The sequence below is a fragment of the Pseudomonas sp. TJI-51 genome, assembly GCF_000190455.2.
GTDB lineage: Bacteria > Pseudomonadota > Gammaproteobacteria > Pseudomonadales > Pseudomonadaceae > Aquipseudomonas > Aquipseudomonas juntendi.
The window spans coordinates 19,239-45,982 of sequence record NZ_AEWE02000113.1; the positions used below are offsets into that span (position 1 = coordinate 19,239).

Genomic DNA, 26,744 nt, shown 5'->3' on the forward strand with positions numbered 1-26,744 from the left:
GCCCGCTCCCACAATGAATCGCACAGGCTTTTCAAATTTTGAGAAAGACAGTTGCTCCTGCATCAAGCGAGTTGAGCGGGGCTCTGGGGCGTGGGCTGGAAACAAAAAAGGCCCACCTTGCGGTGAGCCTTTTGAGTACTGCGTATGGTGCGGCACCAGGAGTCGAATATTAATATATGCCATTGAAAATCTATGATTTATTTGTAGTGGTAAATCGAAATATCTCTAAAGCTATCGTTTTATATATAGCCGTCCGTTTAAGGTAACGAGAGATCTTTGCGTCTCTCATTATAGTGCGTGAAGGTTGGGGATTTTGAGTTTTACTCGTGACGTTCTCGCCTGTCTGCTTGGCAAACTCATGCGGCGTCACATGGTCCTCGCGGTTCGCCCCCAGAAACCGGCTCCACCAGGTCATGATCATCCGGCGCTTTTCGAGGAACTCGACCTTGTGGGTATAGGCGGCGCGCACGTTGTTGCGTTCCTTGTGGCTCATCTGCCGTTCGATAGCCTTCTCCCACAGCCCGGACTCGACCAGCGCACTGCACGCCATGGCTCGGAACCCGTGGCCGCAGATATCCACTTAGGTGTCGTAGTCCATCGCCCCGTATGCCGCATTCACCCGGTTCGCGGAAATCGTTTTCACAGTTTGGCATCCTGTACGAACGCCACATTCAGGCCACCTCAAGTTGCCGAGTTACAGATCGAACTCGTTTCAGCAGGTGGGACGCAACACGATATTTCAAGCTTAAACCGCGCAACATTTCTATTCCCACCAACTGCAAGCGACTGCGCTAAATTCCCCTCCCTCTGGCAACGATGCCGCCCCCCAAACTCACTATCTCGCCGTGGGTAGACCATTGAAAAAATTTGCCTTTGTAAGTGCAGCCGCGGAGCGTGAGTACAAAGAACTGCCCAAGGACGTTCAGGACGATTTCGGCAAGGACCTGCGGCGCATTCAGTATGGCCAGGACCCTGTTCGGCCGTTCAAGTCATTGACGGAATCAGTAGGGGCGGGGGGCGATCGAGCTCATCATAAACGGCAGCCCGGCATTCCGATGCGTGTATGTGGCCAAGTTCGCGGACATGGTCGTCGTGCTGCATTCGTTCGTAAAAACGACCAACAGGTCCGACCGGCACGCGATGCAGGTCGCCCAAGAGCGTATGAAGGAGCTCAAGCACGAGTTGCGCAAGATGGGGTACAGGATTTAGCCGCCCGGCGCTTGAGTGATCACGATCTGGGGAGGTGAACTGCCATCGTCTGTGGGAAGGTTCAGGCTGGTGCGAAAGCCAAGCTTGTCCAGCATGTCCATCATGGCGTCCAAAGTGAATTTCTCGATTTTGCCATTAGCCAACTCGGATACCCGGGACTGGGTTACGTTCAGCCTGGCGGCCGCCTCGTGTTGTTTGAGGCCCATTTTTTTGATGCAGTCGGTAATGAAGATGGAAAGGTCCATTTTTAAGGCCATTTTGCTGGCCGTTTCTGCATCGTGGGTGGCGTGGAAGGGGCTTTCGTGGAATTGAAGCGGCATGGGCTTGCCTCAGCAGAAATATCTAAAATTTACGATAAAATCTTAGGTGGGCTCGATGGGCAAGTCAAAGCGTTTGTGTGTGGGGACTTTTCTTGATGGTCAGAGAATGCGCCACTTGAGATTGCTGGGGATGCTGCGCAGCCCATCGCGAGGCAAGGGTCCTACATTGGTGGGTGGTGGGCACATATCTGCGGCTCGGCACCGCCCGATACACACCGCCCGAAGGAGCGGCCCGCGAGCACCGGCGGAGAGGGTGCCAGACGCCGCGTCGCCTGCTTCGCGGGCAAGCCCGCTCCCACAATGAATCGCACAGGCTTTTCAAATTTTGAGAAAGACAGTTGCTCCTGCATCAAGCGAGTTGAGCGGCGCTCTGGGGCGTGGGCTGGAAACAAAAAAGGCCCACCTTGCGGTGAGCCTTTTGAGTACTGCGTATGGTGCCGGCACCAGGAATCGAACCCGGGACCTACTGATTACAAGTCAGTTGCTCTACCATCTGAGCTATACCGGCAATGGGGCGTCATTATAGCGATCGGTTGGCGTCTGTAAACCACTTCGTTGCGATTGTTCGTAAAAGAGCTAAGTCACCGACCTAAAAGAAGAAATTTCTTACCAGCCGCGGTGCAGGGTGGTGACGCTTGGCTCGCTTTTACCTGGGTTGAAAAACAGCTTGTCGTTGTCGCAGCCGCGCTTGCGGCAGGGGCTTTCGGTGCGCATGGGCAGACCGTTGTCACCGCCCAGCTGCATGCCGGGGTGGTTCCAGCCCAGGTTGTCGCTGGGGTGCGACGCTGGGTGTTGGGAGCAGGCCGTCAGGGCCAGGGCGAAGCTGAGCAGGGCGAGGGGCTTGGTTAGTGGCATGGGGTGGGTCCAATGTCGAATCTGGCGCAATGCCAGAAGATCGCAGGGCCGCTGGGCAGCGCGCGATTCACTTTTTAATGATTTGGGGCGCGGATGATACACCGATGTAGGTGGATTTAGCATGGGATTGCCTGGGAGGGCCTCTTCGCGGGTGAACCCGCTCCTACAGTTATCGATCAGCCTGCAGGTACGAAAATTCTGAACCTGGGACCTGAAGGCTTCAGGATCTGTAGGCTTCAGACGTATCCTACGCGCGCCGCCGAAGTATCGCTGTTGTCGGGGAAATGGCTCACGGATAACGTTTCCGGGTCGCTCAGGCGACCGGGTGTGAGAACCCGATTACGAATCTAGCGGCCCGTAATGGCGACCGTGCGCGGGCAGACTTCGGTCTGGCCGAGGCTTCCTATATTCACTCGGTTTCTCACCCTGCGCACGGTTGCCGCCTTTCAATCCGTGAGAAAGACTGAAGGCGGTAACTCCTTGAGGAATATAGGAGTTTGAAACTTGAAAATTATCACCACCGCAGGCATAGAAACCTTCCTCCCCGCCGGCAACCCCTCCCTCAATCTGCTCCGCGTCGAGCCCGGTATCCCGGTCGATGCCGCCTACGAGCATGTCTCCATCCTGATGGGCTACATCAAGCACTTGGTCCGTGAGGGCGATATGGAAGACGACCATAAATTCCTGGGTGCTGCCGATTACCTGTGCGACATGGCCAAGGCGCTGATGAACGATATCGAGATCGCCAAGAACAAGGCGCACTAGGGCCCCGCAAACGCTCCCTGCGCTAACCACAAGAAATGTTTATGCACAAGTGGCATTCGCAGCTTTAGCGAAAGCCATGCCGCATCGCTACACCGCCTGTCTTTGCGCAAATGCCTGTTTTTGCTGGGCTGCAGGAGCGCCGCGGAATAAGCCAGGTGTTTGAAATAGCGCTTGGCTCCAACAGGTAATCACAAGCTTGTTCACAGAGTTATCCACAGGTTGTGCTGCGGCTAACGGTCGCGTTCAGCGAGGATCAACAGGTTGCGTGGGGTCAGTGGATAGTCGCAGAAAAGCCCCAGCCGCACGTCGAAACCCTGCTCTTTCAGGAAGAGGGCGCGATCAAGCACCAGCCACAGCTCCAACGGCCGGCGGAACAGGTTACGCACCCGCTCCAGGTTGCGTACCTCGGCCAGGCGTTGCCAGCCTGCGGCTTCCAGCGCTGCCCAATCAGGGTTGCCGCTTAGCGGCAGGTTTTTGAGCTGCGCCAGGTCACGGCAGTAGTGCTCGAAGGGTTTCTCCAGCCAGGCCACTGGCAGGGAAGGTGTGGGCAGGTATTCGTCATGTTGCCGCTGCTGGCGTTGCAGCAAGTCGAAACCGAGGCGGCGGGCCATGGAGGCGTCGCGCTGGCGCCGCACGCGGGCGCCGGCTGTCACGGTTTCGCTCAGGGGCAGGGCAAGGTCGTCCAGCGACAGTTGCAGGCGGGAGGCTTGCGCGGCTGTGGATAACGCCTGGTACTGCTGCAGCGCGATCCGGTTGTAGCAGCACGGCGCCACGGCCAGTTGCCGGCAGCCTAGCTGGCTGGCCAGCTGCAACAGGCGTACATGCAGGTCGCCACAGGCGTGCAGGGCAACCACGCTTTTTGCACCATCAAGATGGCGGGCGCTGTCGTCGGCCATCACGTCTTGGTGTACGTGCACGGCTGGCAGGTGATGGTGCGCACTCAGGGCTTGGCCAGCGGCGACCAGTTCGGCATCGTATTCCAGGCAGGTCAGCTGCTGGCCAGGTTGCAGCAGGCGGCGGCCGAGGTGGCCTTTGCCCGAGCACCAGTCCAGCCAGTGGCGGGGCTGGTTGCGGAAGGCCAGGTGGCTGGCGAAGGCTTCGATCTGCTGCCACTTGCGGCCGGGGACCGCTACGTCCAAGCGGTGGGCGGCGGGGGGCAGGTCGGTCGCCGGGAGGTTGCCCAGGGCGGATAGCTGTTCGGCTTGCCGGGCCAGTTGCGGGAACGGGGCCGGCAACAAATCGGCAGCGTCGGGGTGTTCTGCATCTGCCAGAGAGGACTTGCGCAAGTGGGCGGCAAGCTCGGGGTGGGTGGTTTCCCAGTCCAGTTGCAGGGTGGTGAAGGGGCGCGGTTTCCACAGCTGTTGGTGCTCGATCAGGAACTGGTCGAGGGCCTGGAAGCGGGTGCTTAGCTGGTCGCTGTGGAGGTAGTTGGCCATGGGTAGATGTGTGTAGGTTTTAAGGGCCTTCGCGGGCACGCCCGCTCCCACAAGTACAGCGCCAGCCTTGAATATGGCGCTATACCTTGTGGGAGCGGGCGTGCCCGCGAAGCAGTCAGTGAGCGATCAGCGGCCCTGGCTGGCATCCACGCGCAGCCAGCGCTCCAGCAGCTTGAAGCCCTGCACCAGCAAGAACGAGATCGCCAGGTAGAACACCCCGGCCGCGAAGAATATCTCCACTGGCAGGGAGGTGCGCGCGATGATGGTGCGGGCCATGCCGGTCAGTTCCAGCAGGGTCACGGTACTGGCCAGGGCACTGGCCTTGAGCATCAGGATCACTTCGTTGCTGTACGCCGGCAGGCCGATGCGCGCAGCGCGCGGCAGCATGATGTAGAACAGCGTTTTGCCCCGCGACATGCCCAGGGCCCGTGCCGCCTCGATCTCGCCCTTGGGTATCGATTGCAGGGCGCCACGCAGGATCTCGGCAATATAGGCCGCCGTGTGCAGGGTCATGGTCAGCACCGTGCACCAGAACGGATCGCGCAGGTACGGCCACAGCGCGCTGGAGCGCACGGCATCGAACTGCGCCAGGCCGTAGTACACCAGGAACAGCTGTACCAGCAGCGGCGTGCCACGGAAGAAGAAGATATAGCTGAACGGCACTGCGCGCACATACCAGTGGCGCGAGGAACGGGCGATGCCCAGGGGGATGGCCAGGATCAACCCGGCAACCACCGCAATGGCCACCAGCTCCAGGGTCAGCACGGCGCCTTCAGCCAGGCGTGGCAGCCATTTGAAGATGACTTCCCAGTTCATTATTCGGCCCTCGCAAAGCCGCGAGCGGCGCGTTTTTCCAGGAAGTACATGCCAGTCATGGCGATGACCGTCAAGCTCAGGTAGATGCAGGCCGCGACCATGTAGAAGGTGAACGGTGCCTTGGTCACGGTCACGCCGATTTGCGCGTGGCGCATGATTTCTTCCAGGCCGATCACCGACACCAGGGCGGTGTCTTTCATCAGGATCATGAACAGGTTGCCGAGGCCGGGCAGGGCGATGCGCCACATCTGCGGCAGAATGATCCGCGACAGGATGCGGCCTTTGGACAGGCCCAGCGCCAGGCCGGCTTCACGGTGGCCCTTGGGGATCGCCAGGATCGCCCCGCGGAACACTTCGGTGGCGTAGGCGCCGAAGCACAGGCCCAGGGCAATCACCCCCGCAGCGAAGGCGCTGAGCTCAAGGCCGGGCATGTTCAGGGCTTCGCCGAGGGTGTTCATAAGCCCGACGGTGCCGAAATAGATAAGCAGTACCCACAGCAGCTCGGGCACGCCGCGCACCAGGGTCGAGTAGAAACCGCCAAGCCATTGCAGCGGCTTGATCGAAGAGGTCTTGGCCAGGGCGCCAAGCAGGCCCAAAACCAGGCCCAGCAGCAAGGCGCATAGCGCCAGTTTTACGGTCATCAGGGTGCCGGCCATCATGGCCGGACCGAATCCGTGCAGGTCGATATTCATGGGCAGGTCATTCTAGGGACTTGCGCGCCGCGGGGGCGCGCAGGTCAGGGCGGATCATTCGATGCTGAACGGGAAGTACTTGTCGTTGATCTTCTTGTACGTGCCGTCGGCCTTGATTTCTGCCAGGGCCTTGTTCAGGTTGTCGCGCAGCTGGGTGTCACCCTTGCGCACGGCAATGCCGATCTTGTCGCTGTCCATCACCGGCTCGCCCTTGAACTCGAAGTTGGAGCCGTCTTTGCTTTTCAGCCACTCGTACTGCACGTACTTGTCGGCCAGGATGCCGTCGATGCGGCCGGACACCAGGTCCAGGTAGGCGTTTTCCTGGGTGTCGTAGAGTTTGACGTCTACGCCCGGGTAGTTGTCTTCAAGGTAGGTGCCGGCCAGGGTGGCGCGCTGGGTGCCGATGACCTTGCCCTTGAGCGAGGCCTTGTCGGTCTTGAAGTCGACGTTCTTCGGTGCGATGAACTGCAGCTTGTTGGAGTAGTACGGGTCGGTGAAATCGACAGCCTGCTTGCGCTCGTCGGTAATCGACAACGACGACACCAGGAAGTCGAACTTCTTGGCGTTCAGGGCCGGAATGATACCGTCCCAGTCGGAGGTCACGACCGAGCACTCGACCTTCATCTTGGCGCACAGGGCGTCGCCGATGTCCTTGTCGAAGCCGACCACATTACCGCTGGCATCCTTGTTGTTGAACGGTGGGTAGGCGGCTTCGATACCCATGCGCAGTTTTTCTGCGGCCATGGCGTTCGCCGACATCACCAGCGTGGCAGCAGCTGCCAGGAGAAACTTCTTGTAGGTGTGCATGTATTGCTCCGTTAGCGGTGGCTGGACATGAATTGCTTGCAACGCGCCGAGGTCGGGTTTTCGAAGACCTGTTGCGGCGATCCCTGCTCTTCTACCAGGCCCTGGTGCAGGAAGACGACTTCACTGGACACATGGCGGGCGAAGCTCATCTCGTGCGTCACCAGCAGCATGGTACGGCCTTCTTCGGCCAGTGCGCGGATAACGTTAAGCACTTCCTGGACCATTTCCGGATCGAGCGCCGAGGTTGGCTCGTCGAACAGGATGACCTTGGGCTTCATGGCCAGGGTACGGGCAATGGCGGCGCGCTGTTGCTGGCCACCGGAAAGCTGGGCGGGGTAGCTGTGGCGTTTGTCGTATATGCCGACCTTGTTCAGCAGCGCTTCGGCGGCTTCTACAGCCTCGGCCTTGCTTTGGCCGAGTACACGGCGTGGCGCCTCGATGATGTTGTCGAGGATCGACATGTGCGGCCACAGGTTGAAGTTCTGGAAGACAAAGCCGATTTCGCTGCGCAGGCGGTTGATCTGGCGGTTGTCGGCGGCGATCAGGTCGCCGTTTTTGGCGGCCTTGAGCTTGAGGCTTTCGCCAGCGACCAGGATTTCGCCCTGGTGCGGGTTTTCGAGCAGGTTGATGCAGCGCAGCAGGGTGGACTTGCCGGAGCCTGACGACCCCAGGATGGAGATCACGTCACCGTCGCGAGCGGTCAGCGAAATACCCTTGAGAATTTCCTGCTCGCCGTAGCGTTTGTGCAGATTGCGGATTTCCAGCGCGGGCGTGGCCTGAGCCATGTGCGGTCCTCATGTGTACGGGTGCGTTCCCAGCTGTTGGCGGCCTTCCTGGCGTGCGCCAAGCTAGCATAGCGGCATTATGACGGCCAACAGGGTCGCCGGGGACTGTGGGCGCTGGTGGGGCAGTTTGTCGCATCGCTACAGCGTAACGTCGCGCAGATGTCTGCGAAGGTGTCGCCCAGCACCAGTGCCTTGATGAAAAAAGGCGCGATGGTGCCAGCTTTGGCCAGCTCATGGAAGCGGTTTTAGACCATTCGCCAGTAAACCCGACGTTCCAGGTTCCGCGCCCCTCGCAGCAGCGGGTTTGACCGCGAAGGCCTGTCCGGCGTTTCTGGTTGTACCTGTGGGTTGCACTTTTTTGCATTGCAGCGGTGCACGGGTGTTACCGAGGGGCACCTTTGGTGCGTTTGTAAGTGGGTATTTCAGTAATCTGCCTTATTAACGGCCTTTTGGTCACTTCCTGGCCGAATGCCCTCCAAACCATGCCGTGCAAGGCCCTGCGAGCATTCTGACGAATGCAGTGCGCACCTGGCGCGCTTATTGCCAGCAGGAAACCGCCGATTGCAGCGACGCCTAGTCCAACCCCAGGCGCGCTCCGTAACCGCAGTCGGAGTGGTCCACTCCTTACAAAGGTAGTTTCAATGAGCGGTAACAATACCAATGACCTCGCTCAGGGGCTCAAACAACGGCATGTGACCATGCTGTCCATCGCTGGCGTCATCGGTGCCGGCCTGTTCGTAGGCTCTGGCCACGCCATCGCGGCCGCCGGCCCGGCCGTGCTGCTGGCCTATGCCGCCGCCGGTACGCTGGTGGTGCTGGTAATGCGCATGTTGGGCGAAATGGCAGTCGCCTCGCCTGACACCGGTTCGTTCTCTACTTATGCCGACCGTGCCATCGGGCGCTGGGCCGGCTTCACCATCGGCTGGTTGTACTGGTGGTTCTGGGTGCTGGTGATCCCGCTTGAGGCCAACGCCGCTGCGGCCATTCTGCATGCCTGGTTCCCGGCTGTAGACCTGTGGGCCTTCTCCCTGGTCATCACCCTGGCGCTGACCCTGACCAACCTATGCAGCGTGAAGAACTACGGTGAGTTCGAGTTCTGGTTCGCCCTGTTGAAAGTGCTGGCCATCATCGGCTTCATTGCTGTGGGTTGCGCGGCCATGTTCGGCTTTGTGCCCAATAGCCAGGTCAGCGGTGCCAGCCACCTGTTCGATACCCAAGGCTTCATGCCGAACGGCCTGGGTGCGGTGCTGGCGGCCATGCTCACCACCATGTTCTCGTTCATGGGTACGGAAATCGTCACTATCGCCGCTGCCGAATCTAAAGACCCAGGCAAGCAGATCAGCCGCGCGACCAATTCGGTGATCTGGCGTATCTGCCTGTTCTACCTGGTTTCGATCTTCCTGGTGGTGGCTCTGGTGCCGTGGAACGACCCGGCGCTGGCCGAAACCGGTTCCTACCAGACCGTGCTCAGCCGCATCGGCGTGCCGAATGCCAAGTTGATCGTCGACATCGTGGTGCTGGTTGCGGTGACCAGTTGCCTGAACTCGGCGCTGTACACCTCTTCGCGCATGCTGTTCTCGCTGAGCAAGCGCGGTGATGCCCCGGCTGTTGCCCAGCGCACCACCAAGGCCGCTACGCCGCATGTGGCGGTATTGCTGTCCACGGCTGCAGCGTTCCTGTGCGTGTTCGCCAACTTCGTGGCCCCGGCCCAGGTGTTCGAGTTCCTGCTGGCAAGTTCGGGTGCGATTGCGCTGCTGGTGTACTTGGTGATTGCCGTGTCGCAACTGCGCATGCGCGCACAGCGTGAGGCCCGTGGTGAGAAGATCACCTTCAAGATGTGGCTGTTCCCGGGCCTGACCTGGGCGACCATTGCCTTCATCGTGGCGATTCTGGTGGTGATGGCCCTGCGCGAGGACCACCGTGCCGAGATTATCGCAACGGCGCTGCTGAGCATTGGTGTGGTAGCGGCTGGCTTGCTGGTGCACCGCAAGCGTGAAGCTGCCGGGCGGGTGGCGCTGGATAACTGATCCACGCTGGCTGCACTGAAAAGGCCGCGTCCTGAGAGGGGGCGCGGCCTTGTTTGTTGCCTGGGCCGGCCCTTTCGCGGGCATGCCCGCTCCCACCAGGGGCGGCGTTGCCCTCGGGCTTGTGCTTGACCTGTGGGAGCGGGCGAGCCCGCGAAGAGGCCGGTACAGGCTACATGGCCCTGTCAGCCAAACTGTTTTTGCTGCTGCTTGGCCACCAGCTCGGAGGCCGCTACATAGGCCGCCTGGAACTCATCGCTCTCCAGCCAGGCCATGGTCGCCTCTTCATCGGCGCCGTCGAGCCACGCGCGGTAGGCGGTGAACACCAGCACGATATAGTCGGTGGCGTGTTCTTCCTTGTGCCCCTTGAGAACCAGCGCCAGAAGCGGGTCTACCAGGAATACCGAAATCATCGGCACCAGGCCGCCGCTCTCCTGTGCTTCCTTCATCTTGGTGAACATGGCGTCGTAGCTGCCCGACTCCATCGCCTTGTTGTACACCTGCTCGACGCTGGCGCTGTCACCGGCACTGGCCTTGACCGCCTGCCCGCTGCGTACCATGCGGTTCTGCTTGGCCTTGCTGGCGGCACGCTTGGCGCGTTTTTGTTGCTTGGTAGGGGTGGCCATGAGGGCTTGAATCCTTGGGTGTGTTCGGTAGGTGCGCGTATTGAAGCGCAGTTGCCCAGGAAACCCAAGTGCAGCTGCTGGAGGGGGCAGGGCAGGCCCCCCCCGCACAAACAGTTCGAAACAGCTACACATTGTCTGTAGTGTGAACTGTGGTTTACATTTCCTTCATGCACAAATCTAGCCAAGCCAGGGATATCAAATCTGCGCTCAAGCTGGCTCGTGACCTCTAGGAGATCATCATGACAAGCATCAAACTGACCAAATGGGACGCTGTGGACCATTTGAAAACTGAAGAGGACATGGCCTTGTACCTTGAGGCCTGTCTGGAGGAAAACGACCCTGCACTGCTCGCTGCTGCCTTGGGTGATATCGCTCGCGCTCGTGGTATGGCTCAGTTGGCACGTGATACTGGGCTCACGCGGGAAGGGTTGTACAAGGCTTTGTCTGCTGAAGGTAATCCGAGCCTGGCGACCATCATGAAGGTAATGGCGGCGCTTGGCGTTCGGCTCCATGCCGAAGTGCTGCCACGCTCAGTGGGGTAAAGCTTATGGGGCCTTGGCGGCGAAATGCTTTAGCTGCCAAAGCTTGAGCAAAAACCGCAGACAACAAAAAACCCGCACTAGGCGGGTTTCTTGTTGTCGCTTCGGGTAACTTTGCAACCACCAGAAGCTTGAAGGTGGTGCCCAGAGACGGAGTCGAACCGCCGACACGAGGATTTTCAATCCTCTGCTCTACCGACTGAGCTATCTGGGCGACGAGGTGAATTAAATAGATTTTCTCCCGGGCCGTCAACGACTTTTTCAAAAAATTTTAAATTAATTCCGTCGCTTACGGTTCGTGGGGTCATTCCGAGGGTGGCACGTAGCCTTCCGCCTGGGCGTATTCCTCACCGGCGAAAAACTTGTCCATTTCAGCCTGGAGGAATTTGCGGTCCTCGGCGTTCATCATGTTCAGGCGCTTCTCGTTGATCAGCATGGTCTGGTGCTTCTGCCAGTCGGCCCAGGCTTTCTGCGAGATGTGTTCGAAGATGTCCTGGCCCTTGGCGCCGGGGTAGGGCGGGCGTTCCAGGCCTGGCAGTTCTTCTTGGTATTTGCGGCACATCACGGTGCGGGTCATCAGGCATCTCCTGCAATCAGTTCGTCGGCCGCGCGCTTAAGCAGTTTTTTCACCGGGGCGGCAAGGCCCAGGCGCGGCGGGGTGGCGAGGTTATACCAGAGCCAGTCAGCCTCGGCCACGTGCTCGCCAAGCGGCGCGACACGCACCAGCCAGGGCTCGATCGCCAGCTGGAAGTGGCTGAAGGTGTGGGTCAGGCCATCCATGGCCTGGCTGCCGGCCAGGCGCAAACCGTGCTGGTAGGCCAGGTCGTCGAGTTGGGCGATGTCGTCCAGCTCTGGCAGGCTCCACAAGCCACCCCACAGGCCGCTGGACGGGCGCCGATAAAGCAGAATGGCGCCCTCGTGGTTGGCCAGCAGTGGCATCAGCGTGCGGCGCTGCGGCAGCGCCTTGCGCGGTTTGGGTTCGGGGTAGCGGGTTTCTTCACCGTGCAGGTGGGCTTCGCAGCCACGTTGCAGCGGGCAGATCAGGCAACTGGGCTTGCTGCGCGTGCACAGCGTGGCACCCATGTCCATCATGGCCTGGGTGTAGTGGTTGGCGCGCTGCTGCGGGGTAAAACGCTCGGCCGTGGCCCACAGCTGGTTGGCCACCTTCGGTTCGCCCGGGTAGCCGCCCTGGGCGGTGAAGCGGGCCAGCACGCGCTTGACGTTGCCGTCGAGGATCGGCGCGCGGATGCCCATGCTGATGCTGGCGATGGCACCGGCCGTGGAGCGGCCGATACCGGGCAGCTCGGTGAGCTGCTCGACACTGCGCGGGAACTCGCCACCATGTTGCGCCACGACGATCTTCGCGGCTTTTTGCAGGTTGCGGGCGCGGGTGTAGTAACCCAGCCCGGTCCACAGGTGCAGCACTTCGTCTTCGGGCGCTTCGGCCAGCGCCTGCACGGTCGGCAGCGCCTGCATGAAGCGGTCGAAGTAGTTCAGTACGGTGCTGACCTGGGTTTGCTGCAACATGATTTCCGACACCCACACCCGGTACGGGGTTATGCCCTGTTGCCAGGGCAGGTCGTGGCGGCCGTGTTCGTCGTACCAGTCCAGCACAGCGCTGGAGAACTGCTCGGGGGTCATCGCTTGAACAGCCCCTTGAGCGCGTCTTTCAATTCCGGGCTCACTTTGTCTCCGAGTTTTTCATCGAGTTTTTCGTCGATCTTGTCTTTGAGGCGGTCACCGGCCAGCTTGGCTGCGACCTTGCCCAGGCCGTTCTGGTCCAGGCGGCAGGCCTTGGCGCCCAGCTCCAGCGGGCCGCGGCAATGCAGCGGTACTTCAACCCCCACATAGCGCTCGTTGACCTGGCAGGCCGGGTCCGGCATGGCACGCTGGTCGCCTTCGACGATCACGCCGATGTTGTAGTCCATACCCAGTACACGCAGGTCGAGGTCGCCATGGCCGTTCACGGTCAGGCCCGGGATGCGTGCCTTGAGGTCCGGGTTGCTGGCAACGCCATTGCGCACCACCAGGCTGCCACGCAGTTCCTGGAACGGGGTGTCCTTGCCGCGTGGCTCACCGGTGAGGGTTTTGCGGTTGAGGGTGGCGATGGCCTGGCACAGTTGCTGCTCAAGGTTGGCATTGACCAGCACACCGTCGTTGATGGTGAAGTTTGCACTGCCATTGAGCGTGTCTACCAGTGCCTTCTGGCTGTTGCCGGTGGCGGTCAGATCACTGGTCAGGGTCAGCAGGCCCTTGACCGGTGGTGCCTGCTCCTTGCCGTCGGCCTTGATGAAGTGCTCCACCGGCACCCGTTGGATGCGGGTGCTGACCCCCAGCTGTGGCACGGCAGGGCGCACATCGACCGTGCCCTTGGCGTCGAAGGTGCCGTTGTACAGGCCGCCGCGCAGGGTTTGCAGGGTCAACAGGCCGCCCTGGCCGCTGGCCTTGAGCTGGGCGTCGACGATCGGCAGTTTGTCGAGGGTCAGCGAGCCAAAGGCCAGCTCGGCCTGCAGGTCCAGCGTACGCAGGCGGTCGACCGGCAGCAGCTTGTCATCGCTCCAGGCTACCTGGGTCGGTGCGTTGGGCAGCGGTGTGGTGCCGGCACCGGCAACCGCGCTGGCTTCCTGTTGCTTGACCTCGGCCTGGCGCGCCGCCGTGGCGCCTTTGGCTTGTTCGCTCTTGGCTGGCAGGTAGCGGTCGGCGTCGAAGCTGTCGCCTTTCAGCTGCAGGCGCAGGGCTTGCTTGGCGAAGTCTTCGATGGCGACGCGGCCGCTGAACGAGCTGTCGTCCAGCTTCACCGCCAGGTCATCCAGGCTCAGGCTGCTGGGTGTGCCTTGCAGGCGGGTCACCAGCTCCAGCTTGCCGAAGGCTGCCGGGTCGTTGGTTGCCGGCAGCGGGTGGCCGATGCCGTCCAGGAAGGTGCGCAGGTCGAACTGGGCAATGGACAGGCCGCCGCTCAACTGGGGGGTCTTGTCCAGGTCGCGCAGGTTCAGTTCACCCAGGGCGCGCAGTTGGTTGGCCGAGACTTTCAGGCCGTTCCAGGAGGCGACATTGGCGGCCATGTCGACCAGCAGCTGGCCTTGGGCAACGAAGGCCACCGTTTTGCCGCCGGTCGGTTCACCCGAAGTTTCGCCCGACAGGCGCATGTCCTCGAAGTTGTAGCGCTTGAGCTTGCGGTCGAAACGCAGTTCGCCGGCCAGCTCGGTGCGGGCTTTGATATTCGGCTGGTTGGCACTGACAAAAGCACTGGCCTTGAGCGGGATGTTCGCGCCTTCATGCACGGGGCCGGTGCTCAGCTGGATGCTTTCGGCGCTGTAGCTCTGGCCGGTCTTGGCGTCGGTGTACTGCACCCGGGCGTTGTTGACGGTCAGGCTGTCGATGTCCAGCTTGACAGGGCGTTCGTTGCCGTCGGCGGCCGCGGGTTTCTGCTCGGAGGGGGCCTGGGCCGGCGCGTCGGTGGCAGTGCCAGGCTGCGCAGGCAGCGGCTTGCCAATGTCTTCCCAGTTGCCATGGCCTTGTTCGTCACGGGCCAGGGTCAGGTTCAGGCCCTCGACGCGCACGTCGCTCATTTGCACCTCGCGGCGCAGCAGCGGCAGTACCCGTACCGACAAGCCGAGCATCTGCAGGTCGGCGAACGGCTCTTTGGGTTTGGCCAGGGTGGCGATGCTGGCCTCGTGCAGCTCCAGGCCCAGCCATGGGAACAGGCTCCAGCCGATATCACCGTTGAGGGTCAGTTCGACATGTGCCTTGTCGCGCGCCAGTTGGCGAATCTCGTCTTTATAGTCGTTGGGATCGAATAGGTGGGTCAGGGCGAAGCCCAGCGCCACGATGATCAGCAGCAACCCGAGAAGCCCCAGTCCCAGGATTTTGCCGAACGCTTTCATGGGCGAATCCTTGTAGTCCGATTTTGAAATTCAAGCGGCTGAGTATAGCGCCGCCATGGATATCCCTGCGTATTCGACCAGAGATGCAGGATATTTCCTACGCTTTTAGTCGGTAGTACGGCTTCAAAAGGGGGACATGATCGATTCAGCCAAGCAAAAAAAACACGATATCAGATTGCTTTCACGCGACTCGATCCTGCTAACCTTGCGCCGCTTTGCCTGCCCTCACCCTATAAGAAAAGGATCACGTTCATGACCAGTACCGTCACGACGGGCGCCCCGGCGAGTACGCCAGGCTTCCTGTCGAAGGAGCGCATCATCGCCCGCCCGGGCTTCAACCGTTGGCTGGTTCCGCCAGCTGCCCTGGCCATTCACCTGTGTATCGGCATGGCCTATGGCTTCTCGGTGTTCTGGCTGCCACTGTCGCAAGCCCTGGGTATCACCGCCCCAGTGGCGTGCGCGGCCGACATGGGCTTCGTGGCCCGCCTGTTCAGCGCCGAATGCGACTGGCCGATTTCCATGCTGAGCTGGATCTACACCCTGTTCTTCGTCTTCCTGGGCTGCTCGGCGGCCGTGCTGGGTGGCTGGCTGGAGCACGCCGGCCCACGCAAGGCCGGCCTGGTATCGGCGCTGTGCTGGTGTGGCGGCATGCTGATTTCGGCCATTGGGGTCAAAACCCACCAACTGTGGCTGATGTGGCTGGGTTCTGGGGTGATCGGCGGTATCGGCCTGGGGCTGGGGTATATCTCGCCGGTGTCGACCCTGATCAAATGGTTCCCGGACAAGCGCGGCATGGCTACCGGCATGGCCATCATGGGCTTTGGCGGCGGCGCCATGGTCGGTGCGCCACTGGCCACCGCACTGATGGGCCACTTTGGCAACGCGCAGGAAGTGGGGGTGTGGCAGAGCTTCGTTGCCATGGCGGCGATCTACTTCGTGTTCATGACTGCCGGCGCCCTGGCCTACCGCGTGCCGCCCACCGGCTGGAAGCCTGAAGGCTGGACTGCGCCGCTGAAAAAAGCCGGCAACACCATGGTCACCGACCGCCACGTGCACGTCAGCGTGGCGTGGAAAACCCCGCAATTTGCGCTGATCTGGCTGGTGCTGTGCCTGAACGTGTCTGCCGGCATCGGTATCATCGGCATGGCTTCGCCGCTGCTGCAGGAAGTGTTCGCTGGCAAGCTGCTGGGCAACGAGCTCACCTTCAGCGAGCTGAACGCCGCGCAGCTGGCGCAGATCGCCGCGATCGCCGCCGGCTTCACCGGCCTGCTGAGCCTGTTCAACATCGGTGGCCGGTTCTTCTGGGCATCGTTCTCAGACTACATCGGGCGCAAGAACACCTACTTCGCTTTCTTTGCCTTGGGCGTGGGCTTGTACAGCCTGGTGCCGAACATGGGCCACCTGGGCAATGTGGCGCTGTTCGTGGCGGCGTTCTGCATCATCCTGTCGATGTATGGCGGTGGCTTCGCCACGGTGCCGGCGTACCTGGCCGACCTGTTCGGTACGCAGATGGTCGGTGCCATTCATGGGCGCCTGCTGACCGCCTGGGCGGCTGCAGGGGTGCTGGGGCCGGTGCTGATCACCTACCTGCGCGAGTCGCAGTTGGCAGCCGGGGTAGAACGCGCAGCAGCCTATGACATGACGCTGTATATCCTTGCCGGGCTGCTGGTGCTGGGCTTTATCTGCAACATGCTGGTGCGGCCGGTTGCCGACAAGCACTTCATGAGCGATGCCGAGCTGGCGGCCGAGCGGGCGTTGAGCCATGACAAGGGCGCCGATGGCGCACGCTCGCTGGAGTGGAAAGCCGCGCCGGGTAGCCTGCCACTGGTGCTGCTGGCCTGGGCAGTGGTGGTCGTGCCGTTGGCCTGGGGGGTGTGGATTACCCTGCAGAAGACGGCGGTACTGTTCCATTGATGAGTGATACAGCCGGCTGAATTTGCCGGCTGTACCGGCCCTATCGCCGGCAAGCCAGCTCCCACAGGCCCACCCTACGCTTTGAGCACGGTGTGGCCCTGTAGGAGCGGCCTTGTGTCGCGATGGGCTGCAAAGCAGCCCCCTTCCCTCGGTTGTATAGACCTGTAGCGCTATCAACCCCCCGTCATTGCTCGCTTTGCCATATGTCATCCGCGTTTCAAGCTGGCGCGTTCTGGGCCTATAATGGCACCCTTTTCGCCCAATGATTTTGCGGAGCTGGTGATGGTCGAACGTAAGGCTTCCGTCGAGCGCAATACCCTGGAAACCCAGGTCAAGTGCTCGATCAACCTCGATGGCAGTGGCAAGGCCCGATTCGATATCGGTGTGCCTTTCCTGGAACACATGCTGGACCAGATCGCCCGCCACGGGCTGATCGATCTGGATATCGAGTGCAAGGGTGACACCCATATCGACGACCACCATACCGTCGAAGACGTTGGCATCACCCTGGGCATGGCATTCGCCCAGGCCATCGGTGACAAGAAGGGCATCTTCCGCTACGGCCACGCCTACGTGCCGCTGGACGAAGCGCTGTCGCGCGTGGTCATCGACTTCTCGGGCCGCCCAGGCCTGCAAATGCATGTGCCGTATACCCGGGCCAGCGTCGGCGGCTTCGATGTCGACCTGTTCCAGGAGTTCTTCCAGGGCTTCGTCAACCACGCCCTGGTTACCCTGCACATCGACAACCTGCGTGGCCACAACACTCACCACCAAATCGAAACCGTGTTCAAGGCGTTCGGCCGTGCCCTGCGCATGGCGGTCACCCTGGACGAGCGCATGGCCGGCCAGATGCCGTCCACCAAAGGGTGCCTGTAAATGCAGACGGTAGCCGTAATCGACTATGGCATGGGCAACCTGCACTCGGTGGCCAAGGCACTCGAGCACGTCGGTGCCGGTAAAGTGCTGGTTACCAGTGATGCGGCGGTCATCCGCGAGGCGGATCGCGTGGTGTTCCCTGGGGTAGGTGCGATTCGCGACTGCATGGCCGAAATCCGCCGCCTGGGCTTCGACAGCCTGGTGCGCGAAGTCAGCCAGGACCGGCCGTTCCTGGGCATCTGCGTGGGTATGCAGGCACTGCTCGAACACAGCGAGGAGAACACCGGCGTCGACTGCATCGGTTTGTTCCCCGGCCAGGTGCGCTTCTTCGGCAAAGACCTGCAAGAAGACGGCGAGCACCTGAAGGTGCCGCACATGGGCTGGAACGAAGTCAGCCAGACCATCCACCACCCGCTGTGGCACGACATTCCGGACCGCGCACGTTTCTATTTCGTGCACAGCTACTACATCAATGCCGGCAAGCCGGGCCAGGTGGTCGGCCGTGGCCACTACGGCGTCGATTTCGCTGCCGCACTGGCCGATGGCTCGCGCTTCGCCGTGCAGTTCCACCCAGAGAAAAGCCATACCCATGGCCTGCAGCTGCTGCAGAATTTCGTCGCCTGGGACGGGCGTTGGTAAATGAGCAGGTCAAAGACCAAGGCCCCGATCATCACCCTGGCCCCTGAGCAGGAGCGCGACGCGCTCGCTACGCTCAAACGCTTCCTCGAAGACCGTTTCGAGCTGGAGCTGGGGTCTTTCGAGGTGGCTGAGGTCCTTGAGCTGTTCAGCAAAGAAATTGCACCCCATTACTACAACAGGGCGATTGCCGATGTTCAGCTGCACCTCAAGGAGCGGTTCGAGAGCATCGAAAGCGATCTGTGGGCGCTTGAAAAAAGCTGAAAGTTGCAAGCTTCAAGCTGCAAGCCGAAGCTGGATCGCCTATCGAATACACGACGCGCATTGCTTGCAGCTTGTCGCTTGCAACTTGCCGCTTGAATTGACGAAGGAAAGAGCATGCTGATTATCCCCGCTATCGATCTGAAGGACGGTGCCTGCGTGCGCCTGCGCCAGGGCCGTATGGAAGACTCCACGGTATTCTCCGACGACCCGGTGAGCATGGCCGCCAAGTGGGTCGAGGGTGGCTGCCGCCGCCTGCACCTGGTCGACCTCAACGGCGCCTTCGAAGGCCAGCCGGTCAACGGTGAAGTGGTCACTGCCATTGCCAAGCGCTACCCCACCCTGCCGATTCAGATCGGCGGCGGCATTCGTTCGCTGGAAACCATCGAGCACTACGTCAAGGCTGGCGTCAGCTATGTGATCATCGGCACCAAGGCGGTCAAGCAGCCAGCGTTCGTCGCCGAGGCGTGCAAGGCCTTCCCGGGCAAGGTCATCGTTGGCCTGGATGCCAAGGACGGCTTCGTCGCCACCGACGGCTGGGCCGAAGTCAGCTCGGTGCAGGTCATCGACCTGGCCAAGCGTTTCGAGGCCGATGGCGTTTCGGCGATCGTCTACACCGACATCGCCAAGGACGGCATGATGCAAGGCTGCAACGTGCCATTCACCAAGGCATTGGCCGAAGCCACCTCGATTCCGGTAATTGCCTCGGGCGGCATTCACAACCTGGGTGACATCAAGGCTCTGCTGGACGCCAAGGCTCCCGGCATCATCGGCGCCATCACCGGCCGTGCCATCTACGAAGGCACCCTCGACGTGGCCGAGGCCCAGGCCTTCTGCGACAACTATTGAATAGGAGCGGCAAGCTGCAAGCTGCAAGCTGCAAGAGAAAAGCCGGACCGCGTACTGCTTTATCTTGCAGCTTGCCGCTTGAAGCTTGCAGCTGCCCCCAGGAGCTTCCATGGCTTTAGCTAAACGCATCATCCCTTGCCTGGACGTGGACAACGGCCGGGTGGTCAAGGGCGTCAAGTTCGAGAACATCCGTGATGCCGGCGACCCGGTGGAAATTGCCCGTCGCTACAACGAGCAGGGTGCCGACGAAATCACTTTCCTCGACATCACAGCCAGCGTCGATGGCCGCGATACCACCCTGCATACCGTCGAGCGCATGGCCAGCCAGGTGTTCATCCCGCTGACCGTGGGCGGTGGCGTGCGTACCGTGCAGGACATCCGCAACCTGCTCAATGCCGGGGCAGACAAGGTGTCGATCAACACCGCCGCGGTGTTCAACCCGGAGTTCGTGGGCGAGGCGGCAGACCGTTTTGGCTCGCAGTGCATTGTCGTGGCCATCGACGCCAAGAAGGTGTCCGGGCCGGGTGAAGAACCCCGCTGGGAAATCTTCACCCACGGTGGGCGCAAGCCGACCGGGCTGGATGCGGTGGCATGGGCGAAGAAGATGGAGGGCCTGGGTGCCGGCGAGATTCTGCTGACCAGCATGGACCAGGACGGCATGAAGAGCGGCTTCGACCTGGGTGTTACCCGGGCCATCAGCGATGCGCTGGGTATTCCAGTGATTGCCTCGGGGGGGGTGGGTAACCTGCAGCACCTGGCTGACGGTATTCTGCAAGGGCATGCCAGCGCGGTGTTGGCGGCCAGCATTTTCCACTTTGGCGAGTACACGGTGCCGGAGGCCAAGGCCTACATGGCAGCGCGCGGGATCGTCGTTCGCTGAAATATTGATTGGGGCTGCTTGGCAGCCCTTCGCGGGCACGCCCGCTCCTACACTGTGGGAGCGGGCGTGCCCGCGAAAGGGCCGCAGCGCGGCCCCAATTGCATCACCCGTGGTTCTTGCCAAGCAATGCGTGATACAGCTCGGTATCCCCCAGAATCCCCACCAGTTTGTCGTTCTCCTGCAGCACCAGCTTGTTGCCGGTGTGGTAGCGAATCTGCAGCGCTTCACGCATGCCGATGTCCGCATGCACCAGCGTCGGCCGACGCCCCAGGCCTTCCACCGACTGCCCCGGCGCCCATTGCTGCATCTCCAGGCCGTTTTGCCCTTGGCGTGCGCGCTTGATCGAGTTGCCTTCGCCCAGGTCCAGCCACGAGTCGCCGCTCGGGTCGAGGCACACCGAACCATTGACCCGTTTGCAGTTGTCCAGGCTGCGCATCAGGCTGCGGCCGCAAAGTACGTTTAGCGGGTTGGTGTGGGCGACGAAGGTACGCACGTACTCGTCGGCCGGGTTTAGCACGATTTCTTCCGGCTTGCTGTACTGGATGATCCGGCCATCTTTCATGATCGCGATACGGCTACCCAGCTTCAACGCCTCGTCCAGGTCATGGCTGACGAATACGATGGTCTTGCTCAGTTTTGCCTGCAGGCCCAGCAGTTCGTCCTGCAAGCCCTGGCGGATCAGCGGGTCCAGTGCCGAGAAGGGTTCGTCCATCAGCAGGATGTCGGCGTCCATCGCCAGCGCGCGGGCCAGGCCAACACGTTGCTGCATGCCGCCCGACAGTTCGTCCGGCTTCTTGTTGCGCCACTGGGTCAGGCCCACCAGCTCAAGCTTCTCGTCGACCAGTTTGCGCCGTTCCTTTTCTGGCCGGCCCTGCATTTCCAGGCCAAAGCTGATGTTCTCGCGTACCGTCAGCCAGGGCATCAGGGCGAACTTCTGGAACACCATGGCAATGCGCTTGGTGCGCATCATTTTCAGCTCGGCCGGGGTGCAGTGGGCGATGTCGATGTGCTTGCCTTCATGTTCGACAAACAGCTTGCCGCGGCTGACGGTGTTCAGGCCGTTGATGCAGCGCAGCAGGCTCGACTTGCCCGAACCGGACAGGCCCATCAACACGCAGATCTCGCCCTTCTGGATGTCCAGGTTGGCTTTTTCGACGCCCACCACCAGGCCGGTCTGCTTGAGGATCTGCTCGCGAGTCTGGCCTTTGTCCAGCAGTGCCAGCGCCTCGCGTGGCTTGTTGGAGAAAATGACGTCGACGTCTTCGAAACGAATGATGCTCATGCTTCACCCCTTACCGGCAGTTCCGGTTGCTTGCAGATACGGTCGAGCATGATCGCCAGCAGCACGATCGCCAGGCCCGCTTCGAAGCCCAGGGAAATATCGGCGGTGTTCAGTGCGTTGACCACAGGTTTGCCCAGGCCGTCAGCGCCGACCAGGGCGGCGATCACCACCATCGACAGCGACAACATGATGCACTGGGTAACGCCGGCGGCGATGCTGGGCATCGCATGCGGCAGTTCGATACGGGTGAGCAGTTGGCGGCGCGAGCAGCCAAACGCCTTGCCGGCGTCCATCAGCTCCTGCGGTACGTCGCAGATGCCCAGATAGGTGAGGCGGATAGGGGCGGCAATGGCGAACACCACGGTCGAGATCAGCCCTGGCACCACGCCCAGGCCGAACAGCGTCAGGGTGGGGATCAGGTACACGAAGGTGGGTACCGTTTGCATCAGGTCGAGCACCGGGCGCATGGCGGTGTAGAACATGGGTTTGTGCGCGGCGACGATGCCCAGCGGCACACCGATGGCCACGCACACCACGGTGGCGAAGGTCACTTGTGCCAGGGTTTCCATGGTTTCCTGCCAGTAACCCAGGTTGAGAATCAACAGGAACGACAGGGCGACGAATGCGGTCAGCGACCATTTACGCTGGATGAGGTGCGCCAGGGCGGCGAACAGGGCGGTGAGGACGAACGGGTTGAACCAGGTCAAGGCACTGGTGACGCCGTGGATCATGAACTCCAGGCCCTGTGCGATGGCGTCGAAGAAATTCGCGCCGTGCAGGGTCAGCCATTCAACGAACGAGGCGATGTACTGACCCAGCGGTATTTTCTGATCGATAAGCATGATAGCGAGCTTCCACCTGCATAGATTGAACTCAACCCGGGGCAGGCACGGTCTTGCCCCGAGGTAGCGCTATGGCGAATTGCGTTATTGCGTCAGCTTGGCCTTGGCCGCCTCCAGGCCGGGTTTGCCATCCACGGTAGTCACGCCGGCCAGCCAGGTGTCCAGCTTGCCTGGGTTGTCCTTGAGCCATTTCTTGGCAGCGGCCTCGGGCTTCATCTTGTCGTCCAGGACGTAGCCCATCATGGTGCTTTCATCCTTGAGCTCGAACGACAGGTTCTTCAGCAGTTGGCCAACGTTGCTGCACTCCTGCACGTAGCCTTTGCGGGTGTTGGTGTATACGGTCGCCTTGCCGAAGTCGGGGCCGAAGTAATCGTCCCCGCCGGTCAGGTACTGCATCTTGAAGCGGGTGTTCATCGGGTGCGGTTCCCAGCCCAGGAACACCATGGCTTCGCCACGCTTCTGCGCCCGGTCGACCTGCGACAGCATGCCGGCCTCGCTGGACTGCACCAGCTTGAAGCCGGCGTCTTTCAGGCCGAAGGCGTTCTTGTCGATCATGCTCTGGATGGTGCGGTTGCCATCGTTGCCGGGTTCGATGCCGTAGATCTTGCCGCCCAGCTCCTGCTTGAACTTGGCAATGTCGCTGAAATCCTTCAGGCCCTTGTCATACAGCGCCTGGGGCACGGCCAGGGTGTACTTGGCGTTTTCCAGGTTGGCGCGCACGGTGTCCACAGTGCCGGCGTCGCGGTACTGCTTGATATCGTTTTCCATGGTCGGCATCCAGTTGCCGAGAAACACATCCAGGTCCTTGCCGGTAGCCAGCGACTTGTAGGTCACCGGTACCGAGATCATGGTGGTGTGGGTTTTGTAACCCAGTGCTTCGAGCACAACGCTGGTGGTCGCAGTGGTGACCGTGATGTCGGTCCAGCCGACATCGGAGAAACGGACCGTCTGGCACTGCTCGGGCTCGGCGGCCTGAGCCAGCAACGGTGCGGACAGCAACGCAACCAGCAACAGCGAGGGTGTACCTTTCATGGGTGGACTCCTGAGATTTTGTCTTCGGGTTCGCGTGGGTCGCCGAACGTTCTGACGGTCCGGTCGACCAGGCCTGCAGAGGGCAGGATGCGTGGCCGTGCTTTACGAGTCGCTTTCGATAATCCTCCACCGCCGGGCAATCGCCTACTGGTAGGGTCGTATCTAGTACGGAACGGGTCGTATCCAGTATGGGCGATGTCGCTTATGGATTTTTCCAACCCCTCGCCCGCATTTTTGCGTCACCAGGCCGATGGAAAACGGCGTGTCGGGCCCATTCCCCCGGTAAAACCGGTGCGGCGCTGCTGGACAAAATGGCGTCGGTTGCAGACGGCGAGGCGGCCGGTAAAAGCCCGATGATGCTGGCAATTCAAGGCGGCCCTGCTTGAGCCTAGCAGCTACCCCGCCGTGCGCATGGCGCGCACAGACAAGCCCAGCAAGAGGTGATTCGGTAATGGCCATCAGCGTGTTCGACCTGTTCAAGATCGGTGTCGGGCCTTCCAGCTCCCACACCGTCGGCCCCATGCGTGCTGGCGCCCTGTTTGTCCAAGGGCTGCGCGAGCGCGGCGAGTTGGAACGGGTACGGCGGGTCGAGGTGCGCCTGTATGGCTCGCTGTCGGCCACCGGCGTCGGCCACGGCACCGACAACGCCACCATCATGGGGCTGATGGGGGAATGGCCAGACGCCATTGACCCGACCCAGATCGTGCCGCGCATCGCCGACCTGCGCGAAACCAATACCCTCAAGCTGGACGGGCGCCTGCCTGTCGAGTTCGTGTGGGCGCGCGACATGCTGTTGCTGGACGAGAACCTGCCCTACCACCCCAACGCCATGACCTTGATTGCCGAAGGCGAGCAGGGCGAGTTACACCGAGACACCTATTACTCGGTGGGTGGCGGCTTTGTGGTGGATGCCGCGCAGGCCGCCAGTGGTGTGCTGGATGCCGACCAGACGGTGCTGCCGTACGATTTCAACAGCGCCGCCGAGCTGCTGCAGCTGTGCAAGCAAAACGACCTCAGCGTGTCGCAATTGATGATGGCCAACGAAAAGGTCTGGCGCAGTGAAGAAGAGATTCACGCCGGCTTGCGCAAGCTCTGGCAAGCCATGCAGGAATGCGTCAACAACGGCCTGAAATACGAGGGCACGTTGCCCGGTGGGCTCAATGTGCGCCGCCGCGCCGCCAAACTGCACCGCAGCCTGCAGGAAATCGGCAAGCCTAACGTGATCGGCTCGACCATGAGCGCCATGGAGTGGGTCAACCTGTTCGCCCTGGCTGTCAACGAAGAGAACGCTGCAGGCGGGCGCATGGTGACGGCGCCTACCAACGGCGCGGCGGGCATCATCCCGGCGGTGTTGCACTACTACATGCGCTTCAGCGATGAGGTGGACGAGTCCAGTGTTACCGATTTCTTCCTGGGCGCTGCGGCGGTCGGCATCCTGTGCAAGAAGAACGCCTCCATCTCCGGCGCCGAAGTAGGCTGCCAGGGCGAGGTCGGCTCTGCCTGCGCCATGGCCGCGGCCGGTCTTGCGCAAGTGTTGGGCGCGACCCCGGCGCAGCTGGAAAACGCCGCGGAAATTGCCCTGGAGCACAACCTGGGGCTGACCTGCGACCCGGTGGGCGGGTTGGTGCAGGTGCCGTGCATCGAGCGCAACGCGATTGCTGCGGTAAAAGCCATCAACGCGGTGCAAATGGCCCTGCGTGGCGATGGCGAGCACTTCATTTCCCTCGACCAGGTGATCCGTACCATGCGCGACACCGGGGCCGACATGCACGACAAGTACAAGGAAACCTCCCGCGGTGGCCTGGCGGTCAGTGCCATCGAGTGCTGATGTTTCAGTAGGTACCCAGGGCCTCTTGGCGGTTGAACCCGGCAAGAGGCCTTCGAGTTTCAAGGCAGCGCAAAATGCCTGCCAATGCTCCTTTATGGTGCACTCGAATCTGCCAATTGCCGGATGTCGTAATCAGTGTGGGGCTTGTCGGTGACACTAAACAGTGTCGTTTCTGGGCAACTGCCCCATGGCGTGTCACCAAACTGCTCAGCCGTTACCCGCACGGCGCCTAGCACGGCTGTTTGAGACAACTTGGCCAGCACATCCAAAGCCTATGATTTGCCTGACAAAGGGGTCGTTTTCAGGTTTTTTTGGATGGCCATTCAATTTCAGGCACGGCGTTTGCGTAGGTAATGGTCACCCACCCCCCCGGCATGTGGCGGGGGCAATAACAAGAAAATGAGTGCCCGCCTGAGGCACATCCAGCATTTGTGTGAGGAGAAACCGCGATGACGTCCTACACCTCCGGGACCCCGTCCCAGAACCGCACAGCACCCCAGTCCATCGGGTTTCTTCTATTGGACAATTTCACCCTGATTTCCCTGGCTTCGGCTGTGGAGCCCCTGCGCATGGCCAACCAGCTGTCCGGCCGCGAACTGTACCGCTGGCACACGCTGACGGTCGATGGCGGCCAAGTGTGGGCCAGCGATGGTTTGCAGATTACCCCGGACGCGGCCATGCACAGCGCCCCTGCGATCGACACCGTTATTGTCTGCGGTGGTGTAGGCATTCAGCGCACCGTTACCCGCGAGCACGTGACCTGGCTGCAAGCCCAGGCGCGTCAGTCGCGGCGCCTGGGTGCCGTGTGCACGGGCAGCTGGGCCTTGGCCTGCGCCGGCCTGCTCGACGGCTTTGATTGCAGCGTGCACTGGGAATGCCTGGCCGCCATGCAGGAGGCCTACCCGCGGGTCAACATGAGTACCCGCCTGTTCACCCTCGACCGCAACCGCTTCACCAGCTCTGGCGGCACCGCGCCGCTGGACATGATGCTGCACCTGATCAGCCGCGACCACGGCCGTGAGCTGTCGGCGGCCATTTCCGAAATGTTCGTCTACGAGCGCATTCGCAACGAGCAGGATCACCAGCGCGTGCCGCTCAAGCACATGCTCGGCACCAACCAGCCGAAACTGCAGGAAATTGTCGCGCTAATGGAAGCCAACCTGGAAGAGCCGATCGACCTGGACGAGTTGGCGGTGTATGTGTCGGTGTCGCGGCGCCAGCTCGAGCGGTTGTTCCAGAAGTACCTGCACTGCTCGCCGTCGCGCTACTACCTGAAGCTGCGCCTGATCCGTGCCCGGCAGCTGCTCAAACAGACACCCATGTCGATCATCGAAGTGGCATCGGTGTGCGGTTTCGTCTCCACGCCGCACTTCTCCAAATGCTACCGCGAGTACTTCGGCATTCCGCCGCGTGATGAGCGCGTGGGCTCCAACACCACGCAGCAGGTGGCAATGATGCCGATTCCGCAGGCCATGACCTTGTCGCCGCACAGCGGGCCGATGGCTGCCCTGAGCCAGGCGCGTAACGAATCGACCTTTGCCAGTGTAAGGCTCTGAAACGGCACTGGCCTTATCGCCGGCAAGCCA

The 26,744-nt window shown here is 61.4% G+C and carries 25 protein-coding genes, 2 tRNA genes and 2 pseudogenes; 12 read left to right on the forward strand and 17 right to left on the reverse strand.

Annotation, left to right across the window (positions count from 1 at the left end):
• Positions 1–325: 325 nt before the first annotated feature.
• Positions 326–640, reverse strand: a pseudogene (locus G1E_RS21640) (integrase); the annotation flags it as partial.
• 217 nt (positions 641–857) lie between these two features.
• On the opposite strand from G1E_RS21640, the pseudogene G1E_RS30305 reads away from it, so the two are divergent.
• Positions 858–1,209 (forward strand): annotated as a pseudogene (locus G1E_RS30305) (type II toxin-antitoxin system RelE/ParE family toxin).
• Here G1E_RS30305 and G1E_RS21650 read toward each other — a convergent pair.
• The 3 genes from G1E_RS21650 to G1E_RS21660 all read right to left on the reverse strand — a co-directional run bounded on the left by G1E_RS21650 (position 1,206) and on the right by G1E_RS21660 (position 2,384).
• Positions 1,206–1,529: a helix-turn-helix domain-containing protein gene (locus G1E_RS21650; protein WP_009682074.1), complete on the reverse strand. Its 324-nt coding sequence runs from the start codon at positions 1,527–1,529 to the stop codon at positions 1,206–1,208. The pseudogene G1E_RS30305 and the gene G1E_RS21650 sit on opposite strands and share 4 nt — an antisense overlap.
• 432 nt (positions 1,530–1,961) lie before the next feature.
• A tRNA-Thr gene (locus tag G1E_RS21655) sits at positions 1,962–2,037 on the reverse strand.
• A 98-nt stretch (positions 2,038–2,135) separates the two neighbouring features.
• The gene (locus G1E_RS21660) at positions 2,136–2,384 is read right to left on the reverse strand and encodes a hypothetical protein (protein ID WP_009682865.1); all 249 of its coding nucleotides are present in this window, start codon (positions 2,382–2,384) and stop codon (positions 2,136–2,138) included.
• Positions 2,385–2,888: 504 nt separating this feature from the next.
• On the opposite strand from G1E_RS21660, the gene G1E_RS21665 reads away from it, so the two are divergent.
• Positions 2,889–3,149, forward strand: a complete 261-nt coding sequence (locus tag G1E_RS21665) for a DUF3077 domain-containing protein (protein WP_009682866.1) — start codon at positions 2,889–2,891, stop codon at positions 3,147–3,149.
• A gap of 230 nt (positions 3,150–3,379) precedes the next feature.
• Here the strand turns inward: G1E_RS21665 and G1E_RS21670 are convergent, their stop codons facing one another.
• The 5 genes from G1E_RS21670 to G1E_RS21690 form a co-directional block, all read right to left on the reverse strand.
• Positions 3,380–4,585 carry a methyltransferase gene (locus G1E_RS21670; RefSeq protein WP_047150099.1) on the reverse strand — a complete coding sequence of 402 codons (1,206 nt, stop codon included), beginning with the start codon at positions 4,583–4,585 and terminating at the stop codon, positions 3,380–3,382.
• Between the two features lie 126 nt (positions 4,586–4,711).
• On the reverse strand, positions 4,712–5,401 hold the full coding sequence (locus G1E_RS21675; RefSeq protein ID WP_047150100.1) for an ABC transporter permease: 690 nt from the start codon (positions 5,399–5,401) through the stop codon (positions 4,712–4,714).
• Positions 5,401–6,093 (reverse strand): ABC transporter permease, encoded by a 693-nt coding sequence (locus G1E_RS21680; protein ID WP_009682870.1) that lies wholly within the window; start codon positions 6,091–6,093, stop codon positions 5,401–5,403. Before G1E_RS21680 ends, G1E_RS21675 begins: the two co-directional genes overlap by 1 nt.
• Positions 6,094–6,147: 54 nt before the next feature.
• Entirely contained in the window at positions 6,148–6,900 is a 753-nt protein-coding gene (locus G1E_RS21685; protein WP_009682871.1) for an ABC transporter substrate-binding protein, read from the reverse strand.
• Positions 6,901–6,911: 11 nt separating this feature from the next.
• Complete coding sequence (locus G1E_RS21690) at positions 6,912–7,685, reverse strand: ABC transporter ATP-binding protein (RefSeq protein ID WP_009682872.1); 774 nt, start codon at positions 7,683–7,685, stop codon at positions 6,912–6,914.
• 641 nt (positions 7,686–8,326) lie between these two features.
• On the opposite strand from G1E_RS21690, the gene gabP reads away from it, so the two are divergent.
• On the forward strand, positions 8,327–9,712 hold the full coding sequence (gabP, locus tag G1E_RS21695) for a GABA permease (RefSeq protein WP_009682873.1): 1,386 nt from the start codon (positions 8,327–8,329) through the stop codon (positions 9,710–9,712).
• Positions 9,713–9,894: 182 nt separating this feature from the next.
• On the opposite strand, the gene G1E_RS21700 is transcribed toward gabP, so the two are convergent.
• Positions 9,895–10,335, reverse strand: a complete 441-nt coding sequence (locus G1E_RS21700) for a hypothetical protein (RefSeq protein WP_009682874.1) — start codon at positions 10,333–10,335, stop codon at positions 9,895–9,897.
• Between the two features lie 239 nt (positions 10,336–10,574).
• Between G1E_RS21700 and G1E_RS21705 the strand changes: the two genes are divergently transcribed.
• The gene (locus G1E_RS21705; protein WP_009682875.1) at positions 10,575–10,877 is read left to right on the forward strand and encodes an addiction module antidote protein; all 303 of its coding nucleotides are present in this window, start codon (positions 10,575–10,577) and stop codon (positions 10,875–10,877) included.
• Between the two features lie 135 nt (positions 10,878–11,012).
• On the opposite strand, the gene G1E_RS21710 is transcribed toward G1E_RS21705, so the two are convergent.
• From G1E_RS21710 to G1E_RS21725, 4 genes are all read right to left on the reverse strand, one after another.
• Positions 11,013–11,088, reverse strand: a tRNA-Phe gene (locus tag G1E_RS21710).
• Positions 11,089–11,178: 90 nt separating this feature from the next.
• Positions 11,179–11,451: an oxidative damage protection protein gene (locus tag G1E_RS21715; RefSeq protein WP_009682876.1), complete on the reverse strand. Its 273-nt coding sequence runs from the start codon at positions 11,449–11,451 to the stop codon at positions 11,179–11,181.
• On the reverse strand, positions 11,451–12,515 hold the full coding sequence (gene mutY, locus G1E_RS21720; protein WP_009682877.1) for an A/G-specific adenine glycosylase: 1,065 nt from the start codon (positions 12,513–12,515) through the stop codon (positions 11,451–11,453). The genes G1E_RS21715 and mutY overlap by 1 nt, the downstream gene beginning before the upstream one ends.
• On the reverse strand, positions 12,512–14,758 hold the full coding sequence (locus G1E_RS21725; protein ID WP_009682878.1) for an AsmA family protein: 2,247 nt from the start codon (positions 14,756–14,758) through the stop codon (positions 12,512–12,514). Before G1E_RS21725 ends, mutY begins: the two co-directional genes overlap by 4 nt.
• Before the next feature lie 252 nt (positions 14,759–15,010).
• Between G1E_RS21725 and G1E_RS21730 the strand changes: the two genes are divergently transcribed.
• The 6 genes from G1E_RS21730 (at position 15,011) to hisF (ending at position 20,174) form a co-directional block, all read left to right on the forward strand.
• Positions 15,011–16,672 (forward strand): OFA family MFS transporter, encoded by a 1,662-nt coding sequence (locus G1E_RS21730; RefSeq protein ID WP_047150101.1) that lies wholly within the window; start codon positions 15,011–15,013, stop codon positions 16,670–16,672.
• 282 nt (positions 16,673–16,954) lie between these two features.
• Entirely contained in the window at positions 16,955–17,548 is a 594-nt protein-coding gene (gene hisB / locus G1E_RS21735; RefSeq protein WP_009682881.1) for an imidazoleglycerol-phosphate dehydratase HisB, read from the forward strand.
• Positions 17,549–18,187 carry an imidazole glycerol phosphate synthase subunit HisH gene (hisH, locus tag G1E_RS21740; protein ID WP_009682882.1) on the forward strand — a complete coding sequence of 213 codons (639 nt, stop codon included), beginning with the start codon at positions 17,549–17,551 and terminating at the stop codon, positions 18,185–18,187.
• A complete protein-coding gene (locus G1E_RS21745) occupies positions 18,188–18,448 on the forward strand; it encodes a DUF2164 domain-containing protein (protein ID WP_009682883.1) in 261 nt (86 codons plus the stop codon).
• A gap of 114 nt (positions 18,449–18,562) precedes the next feature.
• The gene (gene hisA / locus G1E_RS21750) at positions 18,563–19,294 is read left to right on the forward strand and encodes a 1-(5-phosphoribosyl)-5-[(5-phosphoribosylamino)methylideneamino]imidazole-4-carboxamide isomerase (protein WP_009682884.1); all 732 of its coding nucleotides are present in this window, start codon (positions 18,563–18,565) and stop codon (positions 19,292–19,294) included.
• 109 nt (positions 19,295–19,403) lie between these two features.
• Positions 19,404–20,174 carry an imidazole glycerol phosphate synthase subunit HisF gene (gene hisF / locus G1E_RS21755; RefSeq protein WP_009682885.1) on the forward strand — a complete coding sequence of 257 codons (771 nt, stop codon included), beginning with the start codon at positions 19,404–19,406 and terminating at the stop codon, positions 20,172–20,174.
• Between the two features lie 103 nt (positions 20,175–20,277).
• Here the strand turns inward: hisF and choV are convergent, their stop codons facing one another.
• From choV to G1E_RS21770, 3 genes are all read right to left on the reverse strand, one after another.
• The gene (gene choV / locus G1E_RS21760; RefSeq protein WP_009682886.1) at positions 20,278–21,456 is read right to left on the reverse strand and encodes a choline ABC transporter ATP-binding protein; all 1,179 of its coding nucleotides are present in this window, start codon (positions 21,454–21,456) and stop codon (positions 20,278–20,280) included.
• Positions 21,453–22,301, reverse strand: a complete 849-nt coding sequence (choW, locus tag G1E_RS21765; RefSeq protein ID WP_177329616.1) for a choline ABC transporter permease subunit — start codon at positions 22,299–22,301, stop codon at positions 21,453–21,455. The genes choV and choW overlap by 4 nt, the downstream gene beginning before the upstream one ends.
• A gap of 81 nt (positions 22,302–22,382) precedes the next feature.
• Positions 22,383–23,330 (reverse strand): choline ABC transporter substrate-binding protein, encoded by a 948-nt coding sequence (locus G1E_RS21770; protein ID WP_009682888.1) that lies wholly within the window; start codon positions 23,328–23,330, stop codon positions 22,383–22,385.
• 451 nt (positions 23,331–23,781) lie between these two features.
• Here G1E_RS21770 and G1E_RS21775 point away from each other — a divergent pair, with 451 nt between their 5' ends.
• Both G1E_RS21775 and G1E_RS21780 read left to right on the forward strand, forming a co-directional pair.
• Positions 23,782–25,158, forward strand: coding sequence for an L-serine ammonia-lyase (locus tag G1E_RS21775; protein ID WP_009682889.1), 1,377 nt, complete (start codon positions 23,782–23,784; stop codon positions 25,156–25,158).
• A 449-nt stretch (positions 25,159–25,607) separates the two neighbouring features.
• Positions 25,608–26,714: a GlxA family transcriptional regulator gene (locus G1E_RS21780; protein WP_009682890.1), complete on the forward strand. Its 1,107-nt coding sequence runs from the start codon at positions 25,608–25,610 to the stop codon at positions 26,712–26,714.
• Positions 26,715–26,744 lie beyond the last annotated feature (30 nt).